Genomic DNA, 13,037 nt, shown 5'->3' with positions numbered 1-13,037 from the left:
GGTGGACGACATCCGCGGGCAGTTGCGCAAACGCGGGGTCTCCGGGATCTCCGCACTGCGCAAGCCGGAGCTGGTGAAACAGTTGGTGCGCTCGATGCGGGCCGGCGCGGGTCGGAGCAGCACCGGCCCGTCGGGCCGGGCCGCCGGCACCAGGGCGTCGGCGGGTCGTGCCGCCGCCACCAAGAAGTCGGCGGCCAGGCCGGCGTCGAGCCGCGCGAAGGCCGCGCCGGCGAACAAGAGCGCGCCCGCGAAGCGGGCCGCCGCAACGAAGGCGACCGCCGGGCGGAAGTCGACGGCGGCGGCGAAGAGGGCGCCGGCGAAGAAGGCGACCGCTGCGAAGAGGACCACAGCGGCGACGTCGACGGCCGCCCGCAAGACCACGGCCGCGAGCAGGACCACCGCCGCCCGGAAGACCACCGCCGCCCGCAAGACCGCGGCGGCGCGGAAGACCACGGCGGCCCGCAAGACGGCGACGGCGCGTACGGCACCCGCGCGGAAGGCGCCGGCGAAGAAGGCACCGGCGCGGCCGGCGGCGAAGCGCGCGACACCGGCCAGGAGTGCGGCGGCGAAGCGCACGACACCGGCGAAGAGCACGGCGGCGAAGCGTACGACGGCGAAGCGCACAGCACCGGCGAAGAGCACGGCGGCGAAGCGCACGTTGACGCCGTCGACCGGTGGCGCGACGGCGGCCGGCGGGATCCGGACCGGACGGGGTACGGGGCGGTCGGTCCGCAGTTCGCAGGTGATCTCGTCGATCAGTGACCGACCGGAGCGGCCGGGACGGAGTTTGATCACGGCGAACCACGAGGTGATCCAGCGGTGGGCCCGGGAACGCGGGGCCAGGCCGGCGACCATCGCCGGCACCGAGCGGGATGGCCGGGCGGGTGTGTTGACCTTCAACATTCCCGGATACCGGGAAAGCAGCCGGATTCGCGAGATCACCTGGGATGAGTGGTTCTACACGTTTGACCTGCGGCGGCTGAACCTGATTTATCAGGAGCAGTTGCGGAACGGCCGCCAGAGCAGCTTCTTCCGGACCGAGTCACCCGATCGGGAAGACGGTTGAGGTGTTTGCGGGAATGGCCGACGGGTACCCAGCTGTTGCCAACGGACGAGGCCGGAGCAGCGGATACTCGCCAGTTGTGACCGGCGAGACAGCCGTTCTGGGTTGAATCCAGAATCCGGGCGAACTAGCTTTATTGCACCGCGCCACGTTTGGAAACGTTCGGGGGAGCGGCGGATCGATCAGATCCGCGCACCAGACGAGGCGCGAGGGGACGGGTGGAATAACCGTTGGGGGACGGTTCCCACCTGTTTGGACCGGCGGCGTGAGCGGGCGATGCTTACGGGGGTGAGTGTTGCCCGCCGCCGCCGGCCCCGCCGGCGAGCGCCCACCACGACCTCAGGGACGTGGTGGGCGCTTTGCGTCGGTTAGCCGACCGGTACGCGGTCTGCGGGGGCCGTCGGCTCCGGGTCGACGACCCGGCGCAGGGCGGCGACGTGCCGCTCCCGGGGTGGCCCGGCGAGCAGGTGTCCGAGCGCGGCCAGCAGACCCAGCCCGCCCACGATCAACCAGTGCCGGTCGCCGAGGTGCTGGAGGCTCACCCCGCCGAGGGTGGGCGCGACGAACGCCGCGGCTGGGAACGTCAGGTAGAAGACCGACTGGTAGCGCGCTCGTAGCTGCGGTGGCGCCAGGTCCGTGTTGATCTGCGCGTTGGGCGGGGCGGCGAGCATCGAGCCGACCGTCCAGATCACAGCGGCACCCAGGTAGATGGCGAGTTCGTCGGCGATGGCGAGCGCCCCGAAACCGAGTGCGAGCAGCGCCGTGGAGGCGGACAGCACCACATGCTTGCGGTGCCTGTCGATCAGCCGGGGCACGAACAACTGCCCGACCACGATCAGCGCGCCGCCGAGCGCCACCACCAGCCCGTACGCCGATGGTCCGAGGCCGTCCGCGCGCATTGCCAGCGGCATGATGGTCGACGTCTGCATGGTGAGTACGGCGAGCACGAAGGTGAGCCCGACGAAGACCAGGAAGGTGCGGTCGGTGAGCGCCGTGTGCAGTCCGGGCCGACGGGCCCGGATGGATTTCGGTGCCGCGACTGTGACGGGCGGTGGGCCTGCCGCTGGTCGGGTCAGCCGCAGGGTTTCGGGCACCTTCCAGGCGATCACGGCGGCGGCGGTCAGTGTGGCGCCCGCGTCGACAAGGAACAGCGCGGTGAAGCTGGCCTCGGCCAGGACCCCGGCGAGCAGCGAGGCGACAGCCATGCCGAGGTTGAACGCCCAGAACTGAAGGTTGAACGCCCGCGAGCGGCGTTCGGCGGGCACCACGTCGACGATCGCCGCCACGAACGCCGGGCTGGGCATCGAGTGGACCACGCCGATCAGCGCGGAGAGCATCGCGATCAGCAGCAGGGGGCGGGTGAAGGCGAGCGCCACCATCAGGCCGACAGTGGCCAGGTGTGCGGCGAGCAGGGTCGCCCGGCGTCCCCACCGGTCGGCGAGCACCCCGCCGAGGAGCACTCCGGCCGCTCCGCCGGCCCCGTACGCGCCGACCACGGTGCCGGCCAGCCCTTCGCTCGCGCCGCGTACGTCGGTGAGGTAGAGCGAGAGGAACAGCATGGCGAACGCGCCGGCCCGGTTGATCAGCAGGCCGGCCCAGAGGTACCAGAAGGTGGCGGGTAGTCCGCCTGCGGTGTCGTGCCACCAGCGCCGCAGGGCGTGCACCCGACCTCCCGACAGTTTAGATTGTTAACTGTTTCCACTGCACAGTAGGAACTCCGGCACCGCCGCGCCACTCATTACGCCTCGGCGGGCTGTGGCGCACGGGACGCGGTGGCCGGTGCGAGTGCCTCACCGGAGCGGCGCAGCGCGGTCGCGCGCCGTTCCCGGGCCGGCCCGGACACCAGGTGGGCCACGGCGGTCAGGAGGCCGAGCGCGGCGCAGCCGTACCAGAGGGTGTCGTTACCGGCGTGCTCACGCACCAGGCCACCGAGGATCGGCGCGCTGGCCCCGGCGATCTGCCACGAGAGGGAGAACACGCCCTGGTACCGACCGCGCAGTTCGGCCGGGGACAGTTCGGCGATCAGCGTGGAGTTGGAGGGCGAGTTCAGCATCTCGCCGACCGTCCAGATCAGCACCGTCAGCCCGTAGAACCACGGGGTGCCGGCGAACGCGGTCAGCCCGAATCCCACGCCCATCACCACGGATGCCAGCGCGAGCACGTGTGAGCGGCTCCGGCCCCGGATCAGTCGGGGCACGAAGAGCTGTCCGACCACGATGAGGATGCCGTTGAGCGCGATCACCGAGCCGTACGTGGCGGGGCTCAGGCCGTCGTCGCCCATCGCGATCGGCAGCATCGAGATGTGCTGGAGGAACACCAGCGCGGCGAACAGGTTGAGTGCCACGAAGCCGAGGTAGACCCGGTCGGTGAGGATCGTGCGCAGCGCGCCACGTGGAGCCGCCGCTGCCGTGACGTCGGCGGCCGGGCCGGCCTGTCGGGTCTCCGGCACCTTGCTGAAGATGATCAGCGCGGTGATCAGCATGGTGGCCGCGTCGACCACGAACAGCAGCAGGTAGTCGGCCTGGGCGGCGAGGCCAGCGAGGACGGCGGCGCAGGCGAAGCCGAGGTTGATCGCCCAGTAGTTGAGCGAGAAGGCGCGAAGCCGGTCCTTCGCCGGCACCACGTCGATCATCATCGCCCCGAACGCGGGCCGGGCCGCCTCGGCGAACATGCCGAGCAGCAGCGCGCCCAGCGCCACCGCCCAGAGATCCCGGGCCAGCCCGAGCCCGAGCATCATGACCGCCGCGCCCACGTGGGCGGTGAGCAGTGTCGGCCGGCGGCCCCACCGGTCGGCCAGAGTGCCGCCGGCGGTCGTGCCGAACGCCCCGCCAACGCCCCAGAGGCCGATCACCAGGCCGGCCTGCGAGGCCGAGAAGCCACGTTCCTGTGTCAGGTAGATGGCGAGGAAGACGAGGACGAACGAGCCGAGTCGGTTGATCAGAGTGCCGGACCACAGGTACCAGAAGGTGGTCGGTAGGCCGCCGGTGGTGTCCCGGAACCAACTCCGCATCGTCCGCATATGGCGCCCCGCTTGCAAGTAATGACCGATGTGACTGGCGTGCCTTACAACCCTAGTGGCGGCCGGATCCGCTGGTCATCAGCTTTTTCACGTGGTGGTCGTCACGACGGCTGCCCGCGTGTCCGCTTGGCGGTTGAGGCAGGATGACCCGCATGACTGCGAGCGAAGGGCCCACCGTCGGGACGCTGGTCCTGCTGCGACACGGTGAGAGCGACTGGAATGCCAAGAACCTCTTCACCGGCTGGGTGGACGTCGACCTGACCGAGAAGGGCGAGGGCGAGGCGCGGCGCGGCGGCGAGTTGATGCGCGAGCACAGCCTGCTGCCGGACGTCGTGCACACCAGCGTGATGCGCCGTGCGATCCGCACCGCCGAGCTGGCGCTCAACGCCGCCGACCGGCACTGGATCGCCGTGCGCCGGTCGTGGCGGCTCAACGAGCGCCACTACGGCGCCCTGCAGGGCAAGGACAAGAAGCAGACCCTCGACGAGTACGGCGAGGAGCAGTTCATGCTCTGGCGCCGGTCGTACGACACGCCACCGCCGCCCATCGACGACAACGACGAGTGGTCGCAGGTGGGTGACCCGCGCTACGCGCTGCTGCCGACCGAGCTGATGCCGCGCACCGAGTGCCTCAAGGACGTCGTCGACCGGATGCTGCCCTACTGGTACGACTCGATCGTGCCGGACATCCTGGCCGGTCGGACGGTGCTGGTGGCCGCGCACGGCAACTCGCTGCGCGCCCTCGTCAAGCACCTCGACCAGATCTCCGACGAGGCGATCGCCAAGCTGAACATCCCGACGGGCATCCCGCTGCGCTACGACCTCGACCCGCAGCTGCGCCCGCTCACCCTGGGCGGCACCTACCTCGACCCGACCGCTGCGAAGGCAGCCGCCGCGGCGGTGGCCAACCAGGGGCGCTGAGCCACCAGAAGAGGGGGCCCCTCGTCATCGCGGGAAGCGATGGCGAGGGGCCCTTTCCCTGCCGGTCAGTTGCCGCTGGGCGCGCTCTCCCCGGTGATCAGGTAGATCACGTGCTCGCCGGCGTTTACCGCGTGGTCGGCGAAGCGCTCGTAGAAGCGGCCCAGCAGGGTGGCGTCGATGGCCGTCTCCACCCCGTACGGCCAGTCGTCACCGAGCAGCACGGCGAACAGGTTCTTGTGCAGCTCGTCCATGGCGTCGTCGTCGCGGTCCAGTTCGCCGGCGAGATCGGCGTCGGGCTTCGCCAGCACCGAACCGATCTTCACGGCCATCCGGTCGGCGATCTCGGACATCTCGGTGAAGACCGTCCGCAGCTCGGCCGGGACGGCGGGGGAGGGGTGCCGGCGCAGCGCTGTCTTCGCCACGTGCTCGGCGAGGTCGCCCATCCGCTCCAGATCGGCTGCCACGTGCAGCGCGGTGATCATCGCCCGGAGGTCGGAGGCGACCGGCGCCTGTCGGGCGAGCAGGTCACAGACCCGCTCCTCGACGTGCCGGTAGAGGTCGTCGATCTCGGCGTCCCGCTCGATGACCGTCTCGGCGGCCTGCCGGTCGGCGGTGAGCAGGGCCCGGGTGGCCTGGCGCATGGCGGCGCGGACGCCCTCCGCCATGTCCACCAGCAGTTGGCTGACGATCTGGAGGTCGGCCCGGAACTCGTCGCGCATCATCACGTCCTGTGGTCGGTCGCCGCCGACGGGTGCCGGCGCAGGGGGTTGAGCAGGTGCGACGCCAACGGTAGGGCGCGTGGACGGATCCCGGATGAACCACGGTGAACGACGCCAGACGTGGGGGTGAACACTTCCGTAAGTGAGGGTAGTTCGTCCCGTTCTGTGTGGTAGCCAGGTTAACAATGACCCTACGATCGCCGGGTGGAGTGGGCGGTGGCGGTCGTGGTGGCCCTGGCGTTGGTGGCCGGGATGGCCGCCGGTCTGCTGCTGCCCCGGTTCCTGCCGAGGCGGAACGGTCACTCCACGTCGACGGGGAGCGTCAGCTTCCGCTGGAGCAGGGGGAGGCCCGCGATAGCCGACGAGCAGCAGGCCGGGCTCGGCCGCCGGACGATCGACTCACTCCGGGCCGGTGTCGTGGTTCTGGACAACGACGACGTCCCCGTGCTGATCAACCCGGCCGCCCGCGCGATGGGGCTGCTGCGTACCGGCAGCACCCCTGGCTCAATCGCCGCGCACCCGCTGATCCGTACCCTTGCCGGCCAGGTACGACGCACCGGCGTGCGACGCGAGATCGAGCTGGACCTGCCCCGAGGTCGCGACAGCGCGGGGGAGAACCCGCTCGGCGTGCACCTGCGGGCGATGGGTCTCGGCAACGGCTTCATCGCGGTCGAGGCGGTCGACGTGACCGAGTCGCACCGGCTGACCCGGGTACGACGCGACTTCGTGGCCAACGTGAGTCACGAGTTGAAGACCCCGATCGGGGCCCTGCAACTGCTCGCCGAGGCCTTGCTGGACGCCACCGAGCCGGCCGACGCCGCTGCGCCCGACCTCTCCGAGGACCTGGTGGCCGCCCGCCGGTTCGCGGAACGGATCCAGCACGAATCGACCCGGCTGGGTCGGCTGGTGCAGGAGTTGCTGGAGCTGACCCGGTTGCAGGGGGCTGAGCCACAGCCGCCACCGGAGCCGGTCGCCCTGGACTGGGTGATCGCCGAGGTGGTCGACCGGACCCGCACCACTGCCTCCGCCCGCGGTGTCACAGTGACAGTGGAAGGGGCGCGTGGGCTCACCGCGTACGGCAGCGACTCCCAGCTCGCCACTGCTGTGGCGAATCTGGTGGAGAACGCGATCAACTATTCGGGCGAGGACACCACGGTGCGGGTGACCCTCAGCGGCGACGACGAGCACGTCGAGGTCGCCGTCGCCGACCAGGGCATCGGTATCGCCCCCACCGACGTGGACCGGGTCTTCGAGCGGTTCTACCGGGCCGACCAGGCCCGCTCGCGTGCCACCGGCGGCACCGGGCTCGGCCTGGCGATCGTGAAACACATTGCGAGCAACCATGGCGGACGGGTCGAGGTGTCGAGCACTCTTGGTGGTGGATCGACGTTCACCCTCCGGCTGCCCGCCAGTCCACCGGACGACCTCCTGGCGACACTGCCGCCGGTTGGGATCGAGTCCGGTCCGACTGGGCTACGGCAGGTCTGACAGCAGATGGAAAGGAAATCCCCGTTGAGCCGCGTTCTGGTGGTCGAGGACGAGGAGTCGTTCTCCGACGCCTTGTCGTACATGCTCCGTAAGGAGGGCTTTGAGGTTTCGGTCGCCGCGACCGGCACCGACGCCCTCACCGAGTTCGACCGGACCGGCGCCGACATCGTGCTGCTCGACCTGATGTTGCCGGAGATGTCAGGGACCGAGGTCTGCCGGCAGTTGCGGCAGCGCTCCGCCGTTCCGATCATCATGGTCACCGCCCGCGACAGCGAGATCGACAAGGTGGTCGGGCTGGAGATCGGCGCCGACGACTACGTCACGAAGCCGTACTCGCCGCGGGAACTGGTCGCCCGGATCCGGGCGGTGCTGCGCCGGCAGAGCCCGGAGGTGGCCGAGGCGGGTGCGCCGACGCTGGCCGCCGGGCCGGTGCGGATGGACATCGAGCGGCACGTGGTGACAGTCGACGGCGGGGCCGTGCAGCTGCCGCTGAAGGAATTCGAACTGCTGGAGCTGCTGCTGCGCAACGCGGGCCGGGTGCTGACCCGTGGCCAGCTCATCGACCGGGTCTGGGGCGCCGACTACGTCGGTGACACCAAGACGCTTGACGTGCACGTCAAGCGGCTGCGCTCCAAGATCGAGCCGGAGCCTTCCGCGCCGCGCTTCATCGTCACAGTGCGGGGTCTGGGCTACAAGTTCGAGCCGTGATCGGCGTACCCGAAGGGGGTCTGCGCTCGGCGCAGGCCCCCTTCGGGCTGTCCGCCCTTGCTCAGGCGAGCACGTTCAGAGAGCTGAACCACCTGCCCGCCGGGGGAAGCGAGTTCGTTGGTGCGGTCCTTTGGAGCTGATGCCGTAAGCGAGTCATCCAGCGACGTCGTAGCGCCGATGCCGTAAACGAGTCAGCTCCAAAGGAGTTCCAACCGAGGCCCCCGGCTCTTTGTCTGCGGCCGTTGAAGCGCTGCTTTCTCGCCGCCGATCGCTAGACCTCGTCTGCGGGGTGCGGGGCGATCATGCCCTGCTTCGTCCTGATCGCGCACAGCTCGGCCAGCCGCTCGTAGGCGGCAGCGCCGATCAGCGCGGTCAGCTCCGGCCCGTACGACAGGTACATCGGCTCGGTGCCGACGTGGGCGTCCGTCGAGGAGGTGCACCACCAGTCCAGGTCGTGCCCGCCGGCTCCCCAACCCCGCCGGTCGAACTCGGACAGGGTGGAGACCAGCACCTTGCTGTTGTCCGGCCGCTTGACCCAGTCCTGATCGCGGCGGATCGGCAGCTGCCAACAGACGTCCGGCTTGTATTCCAACGGGTGCACCCCGTCGCGCAGCGCCTGGGCGTGCAGGGCGCAGCCGCCACCGCCGGCGAAGTCGGCGTCGTTGAGGAACACGCACGGACCGTCGGGGCCCTGGGTGGCGGTGCGGCGGGCCGGGTTCTTGCCGTCGATGGTGTCCTCGTCGGTCCAGTTCTTGAACCCGCGCCGAAAGTGCTGCCAGGTCGACGGGCTGAGCCGCTTGACGGCGTTGCGGACCCGCTTCTCGTCGTCCGAGTCGGTGAAGAACGCCCCGTGCGAGCAGCAACCGTCGGCGGCCCGGCCGGCGATGATGCCGTGGCAGCCCTTGCCGAAGATGCAGGTCCAGCGGGAGAGCAGCCAGGTCAGGTCGGCCCGGATCAGGTGCGTCTCGTCGGCCGGGTCGGTGAACTCGATCCACTCCCGAGGGAAGTCCAGGGGCACCTCGCGACTGCGCGGGTCACCCGGGTCGTCCACCAGCACACGGAGCTCCATCGTCACTCGGCCCAGCGTACGCGCGGTGACCGCCGCAGGCCGGTGAGCCGCGCAAACGTGTTGCGCCTAGGGTCTTCAGCATGCGACTGGGTGTCCTCGACGTCGGATCCAACACGGTGCATCTCCTTGTGGTGGACGCGCACCACGGCGCGCACCCGTGGCCGGCGCACTCCGAGAAGGTGGTGCTCCGGCTGGCCGAGCAGATCGGCCCCGACGGCGCGCTGACCGAGGCGGGGGCGGACGGCCTGGTCAAGGCGGTGGGCATGGCCAAGGCGGCGGCCACCGGGTTGGCGGCCGACGACCTGATCGCTTTCGCCACGTCCGCGGTGCGCGATGCCACAAACGCGGCCGAGGTGCTGGCCCGGGTCCGGGACGAGACCGGCGTACGCCTTGCGGTGCTCTCCGGGGCGGACGAGGCGCGGATGACGTTCCTGGCCGTACGGCGGTGGTTCGGCTGGTCGGCGGGCCGGCTGCTGGTGCTGGACATCGGTGGCGGCTCGTTGGAGATCGCCGCCGGCATCGACGAGGACCCGGACGTGGCGGTCTCCCTGCCACTCGGAGCCGGTCGACTGACCCGCGAGCGGCTGGGGGTCGATCCGGCCAGTGCGGCCCCGCCGTCGGCGGAGGCCGTCGACAAGCTCCGGGAGTACGTGGACGGCCGGCTGGACAAGGTCGTCGACCAGATGACCGAGGTGGGCTGGGGTCGGGCGGTGGCCACCTCGAAGACGTTCCGGACCCTGGCCCGACTGGCCGGGGCGGCCCCGTCCGGTTCCGGGCTGTGGGTGCGACGCAGCCTGACCCGGGCCGGCTTGCGGCAGGTCATCAGTTTCATCCGGCACATCCCACCGGCGCAGTTGATGGAGCTGGAGGGGGTCAGCGCGGGTCGGGCCCACCAGTTGCTGGCCGGTGCGGTGGTCGCCGAGGCGGTGATGCGCCGCCTGGATCTGGACTCGCTGGACATCTGCCCTTGGGCGCTGCGGGAGGGTGTCATCCTCCGCCGACTCGATCAGCTGGAGCCGATCTGATCAGGTGGCCGTTTCCGGTCGGTTTGCCGGCGCTCGTCACGATGCCCCCGGCGCTGCCGGGCTACGCTGACTGATGTGACTTCCCGCGTGCCAGTGCTCCTGTCCAGCTCGTCGGTCTTTCCCGAGCCGACCGCGGCGGCGTTCCAACTGGCCGCGGCGCTCGGCTACGACGGCGTCGAGGTGATGGTCTGGACCGACGTGGTCAGCCAGGACGCGGGCGCGCTGCGCGGCCTCTCCACGCACTACGACGTGCCGGTGCTCTCGGTGCACGCGCCCTGCCTGCTGGTCACCCAGCGGGTGTGGAGCCCGGACCCGTGGGAGCGCCTGCGCAAGGCCGCCGAGCTGGCCGAGACGCTGGGCGCGCCGACCGTCGTGGTGCACCCACCGTTCACCTGGCAGCGCGACTACGCCCGCAACTTCGCCGAGGGTCTGGCCACCGTCGCGGACCGGTTCAGCGGGCTGCGCTTCGCTGTGGAGAACATGTACCCGGTGCGGATGGCGGGCCGGCAGTTCGTCCCGTACGTGCCCGGCTGGGACCCGACCGACGCCGGCTACCCGTCGTACACCCTTGATCTGTCGCACTGCGCGGCCTCGCACAGCGACCCCCTGGAGATGGCCGACCGGATGGGCGCCGGGCTGGCGCACGTGCACCTCGGCGACGGCACCGGCGAGGGCCGCGACGAGCACCTGGTGCCCGGGCGCGGCACCCAGCCCTGCGGGGAGCTGCTCTCCTCGCTGGCCGGCAGGGGTTTCACCGGGGCGGTGGCGGTGGAGGTCGCCACCCGGGGCGCGAAGAGCCGCGCGGTGCGCGAGGCGGACCTGCGCGCCGCGCTGGAGTTCGCCCGCCAGCACCTGCCCACGTCCTCACCTGTCGACGCCTGACCCGTCCGCCCGAGATCGGGCGGTGGCGGTGTCAGCTGACCGGTGAGAGGGAATCGGCGGCGGAGGTCGGCTGCTGGGCGACGGTCACCTGCTCGCCGACCGCCGCCCGCTTACGGGCCCGGTGCGCGGCGACGTGCGAGCGGGTGGCGCAGCGCTCCGAGCAGAACCGCCGGCAGCAGTTGGACGACGTGTCCAGGTAGACGTTGCCGCACCGCTCGTCGGCGCAGACCCCGAACCGGGCGCTGCCGTACTCGCAGAGCCAGACCGACAGCCCCCAGACCGCGCCGGCCAGGTATTCGGCACTGACCGAGGCGCCCCGACTGGTCACGTGCATGTGCCAGTCGCTGGAGTCGTGCCCGGAGATGCGCGGCTGCACCGGGAACGCCTCGAGCAGCGTGTTCAGCTCGGTGACCGCCTGGGCGTCCCGCCCCGAGGTGCCGTACTCGAAGACGTCGCGCAACCGTTTCTGCGCCCGGCGGAAAATCGCCACGTCCCGGTCCGCGACCTCGTCGCGCATCCAGGCGTTCTCGTCGGGGAAGAGGGCCCGCAGGTCGTCGAGGTCGTCCAGGCGGGCGTTGACCAGGTCAACGCCGGTCCGGGCGTACGCGTCGAAGTTCACACCCCAACGGTAGACGACTCAGCGGGTGCGCGGCGCGTCGATGTAGTGCGGCAGGAACCGCGCGTAGCCGTCGGTGATCAGACTCGCGCTCTCCCGCACACCCACGCCGGCCGATTCGCCGTCGACGATCCAGCTGCCCAGCACCATCCGGTTGCCAGCGAACTGCGGCAACGCCCGGAACTCCTGGTAGCACCAGCCCTCGTCGCCGTAGATCCCCGGGTTGGTGATCTCCTCATCGGCGGTGACGATGCGTACCGACCCACCCTCGCGGCCCAGCAGTGGCTTGGCGACGTACTCCGGCATGCCGCGCGGCGAGTCGAGGTACGCCGGGAGCAGGTACTCGTGGCCCGGGTACAGCTCCCAGAGGACCGCGAGCAGCGCCTTGTTGGAGAGCAGCAGTTTCCAGGCCGGCTCGATCCAGGTGGTCGGGGTGCCCGGGGCCAGGGCCGCCGGCCCGTACGGCTCGGCCAGCATCCACTCCCACGGGTAGAGCTTGAAGCAGGTGGTCACCGGGTTGTCGTCCGCGTCGACGAAACGCCGGCCGTCCCAGCCGATCTCCTGGATGGGCTGGAGCTCGACGCTCAGGCCGGCCTGCCGGGCGGTCTCGGCGAGGTAGCCGGCGGTCATGTGGTCCTCGCCGGACTCCTCCTCGTTCGACCAGAGCACGTGCACCCGGGGGTCGTGCAGCCCGGCCCCGATCTTGGCCCAGGCGCCGACCAGCCGCTCGTGCAGGCTGTTCCACTGGTCCAGCTCCGGCCGGGTCTGCTCCAGCCAGTACCACTGGATGATGCTCGCCTCGACCAACGCGGTGGGGGTGTCCGCGTTGTACTCCAACATCTTCGGAGGCCAGGTGCCGTCGTACGCGAGGTCGAAGCGCCCGTACAGGGTCGGCGGCGTCTCCCGCAGCGACCGGGCCACCGCCTCGGCCGCCCACTCCGGGATGCCGAACTCGGCGTACCGGCGCTGCGCCACCACGTGTTCGGCGGCGGCCACCGACATCCGGTGCAGCTCCTCGGTGGCCTCCTCCAGCCGCAGCACCTCGTCCAGGTCGAAGGCGTACGCGGCGGTCTCGTCCCAGTACGACATGATCCCGCCGTCGGGCAGCTCGGTGTCGACGTAGACCAGCCCCTGCGACCGGATGGTGGCGTCCCAGTCGGGGCGGGGCGTGACCGTCTCGCGGCGCATGTCAGCCGCCGCAGGCGGCGAGGTGGGTGCCGAATCCGCCGCGTTCGGGCAGGGCCGCAGTGGTCGGCTCCGGGGCGGTGCGACCGGCCGTCGGGTCGGTGACCCGCATCGCCAGCGCGACCGTGTCGCCGCCGCCGACCGGCCCGAGGGCGCAGTCGTCGTCATCGTCGTCGTCCGAGGTCATGTTGCAGCCGGAAAGGGCGAGCGCGAGAGCGGTGAGCGCGCCGAGCTGCACGGAGGCCGATCGGAGTCGGCGGCGGGGGCGTTGGTCCACGGCATCGTTGTAGCCGATCGACGCCACCGCCGCCGCCCCGCCCCCATGCCGAGGTGGCCCGGCCGC

13 protein-coding genes are annotated in these 13,037 nt (G+C 70.9%); 6 read left to right on the top strand and 7 right to left on the bottom strand.

Features of this window, described 5'->3' with window-relative positions:
- The first annotated feature begins 94 nt into the window (after positions 1-94).
- On the top strand, positions 95-1,066 hold the full coding sequence (locus MED01_RS36280; RefSeq protein ID WP_443677137.1) for a hypothetical protein: 972 nt from the start codon (positions 95-97) through the stop codon (positions 1,064-1,066).
- A gap of 365 nt (positions 1,067-1,431) precedes the next feature.
- Here the strand turns inward: MED01_RS36280 and MED01_RS02720 are convergent, their stop codons facing one another.
- The gene (locus MED01_RS02720; protein ID WP_238666952.1) at positions 1,432-2,727 is read right to left on the bottom strand and encodes an MFS transporter; all 1,296 of its coding nucleotides are present in this window, start codon (positions 2,725-2,727) and stop codon (positions 1,432-1,434) included.
- A 74-nt stretch (positions 2,728-2,801) separates the two neighbouring features.
- Positions 2,802-4,082 carry an MDR family MFS transporter gene (locus MED01_RS02715; RefSeq protein WP_238666951.1) on the bottom strand — a complete coding sequence of 427 codons (1,281 nt, stop codon included), beginning with the start codon at positions 4,080-4,082 and terminating at the stop codon, positions 2,802-2,804.
- Between the two features lie 152 nt (positions 4,083-4,234).
- Here MED01_RS02715 and MED01_RS02710 point away from each other — a divergent pair, with 152 nt between their 5' ends.
- Positions 4,235-5,002, top strand: a complete 768-nt coding sequence (locus MED01_RS02710) for a phosphoglyceromutase (protein ID WP_124817985.1) — start codon at positions 4,235-4,237, stop codon at positions 5,000-5,002.
- 65 nt (positions 5,003-5,067) lie between these two features.
- Here the strand turns inward: MED01_RS02710 and phoU are convergent, their stop codons facing one another.
- Entirely contained in the window at positions 5,068-5,721 is a 654-nt protein-coding gene (gene phoU / locus MED01_RS02705; RefSeq protein WP_238666950.1) for a phosphate signaling complex protein PhoU, read from the bottom strand.
- Positions 5,722-5,925: 204 nt separating this feature from the next.
- Between phoU and MED01_RS02700 the strand changes: the two genes are divergently transcribed.
- On the top strand, positions 5,926-7,209 hold the full coding sequence (locus MED01_RS02700; protein ID WP_238666949.1) for a sensor histidine kinase: 1,284 nt from the start codon (positions 5,926-5,928) through the stop codon (positions 7,207-7,209).
- A 24-nt stretch (positions 7,210-7,233) separates the two neighbouring features.
- The gene (locus tag MED01_RS02695; protein ID WP_030329696.1) at positions 7,234-7,917 is read left to right on the top strand and encodes a response regulator; all 684 of its coding nucleotides are present in this window, start codon (positions 7,234-7,236) and stop codon (positions 7,915-7,917) included.
- Between the two features lie 271 nt (positions 7,918-8,188).
- Here the strand turns inward: MED01_RS02695 and MED01_RS02690 are convergent, their stop codons facing one another.
- Positions 8,189-8,986 carry a DUF3109 family protein gene (locus tag MED01_RS02690; protein WP_238667161.1) on the bottom strand — a complete coding sequence of 266 codons (798 nt, stop codon included), beginning with the start codon at positions 8,984-8,986 and terminating at the stop codon, positions 8,189-8,191.
- An 80-nt stretch (positions 8,987-9,066) separates the two neighbouring features.
- Here MED01_RS02690 and MED01_RS02685 point away from each other — a divergent pair, with 80 nt between their 5' ends.
- Both MED01_RS02685 and MED01_RS02680 read left to right on the top strand, forming a co-directional pair.
- Positions 9,067-10,011 (top strand): Ppx/GppA phosphatase family protein, encoded by a 945-nt coding sequence (locus MED01_RS02685; protein ID WP_238666948.1) that lies wholly within the window; start codon positions 9,067-9,069, stop codon positions 10,009-10,011.
- A gap of 75 nt (positions 10,012-10,086) precedes the next feature.
- Positions 10,087-10,893 carry a sugar phosphate isomerase/epimerase family protein gene (locus tag MED01_RS02680; protein WP_238666947.1) on the top strand — a complete coding sequence of 269 codons (807 nt, stop codon included), beginning with the start codon at positions 10,087-10,089 and terminating at the stop codon, positions 10,891-10,893.
- A 31-nt stretch (positions 10,894-10,924) separates the two neighbouring features.
- On the opposite strand, the gene MED01_RS02675 is transcribed toward MED01_RS02680, so the two are convergent.
- The 3 genes from MED01_RS02675 to MED01_RS02665 are packed head-to-tail and all read right to left on the bottom strand — an operon-like array spanning position 10,925 to position 12,971.
- The gene (locus MED01_RS02675) at positions 10,925-11,512 is read right to left on the bottom strand and encodes a CGNR zinc finger domain-containing protein (RefSeq protein ID WP_238666946.1); all 588 of its coding nucleotides are present in this window, start codon (positions 11,510-11,512) and stop codon (positions 10,925-10,927) included.
- A gap of 18 nt (positions 11,513-11,530) precedes the next feature.
- On the bottom strand, positions 11,531-12,697 hold the full coding sequence (locus MED01_RS02670; RefSeq protein WP_238666945.1) for a glutathionylspermidine synthase family protein: 1,167 nt from the start codon (positions 12,695-12,697) through the stop codon (positions 11,531-11,533).
- Position 12,698: 1 nt separating this feature from the next.
- Positions 12,699-12,971, bottom strand: a complete 273-nt coding sequence (locus MED01_RS02665; protein ID WP_238666944.1) for a hypothetical protein — start codon at positions 12,969-12,971, stop codon at positions 12,699-12,701.
- Between the last annotated feature and the right edge of the window lie 66 nt (positions 12,972-13,037).

It is taken from the genome of Micromonospora alfalfae, from assembly GCF_022230925.1.
GTDB classification, from domain to species: Bacteria; Actinomycetota; Actinomycetes; order Mycobacteriales; family Micromonosporaceae; genus Micromonospora; species Micromonospora alfalfae.
Note: the sequence above shows the minus strand (reverse complement) of the source record. Positions and strands in the feature narration are given on the sequence as shown.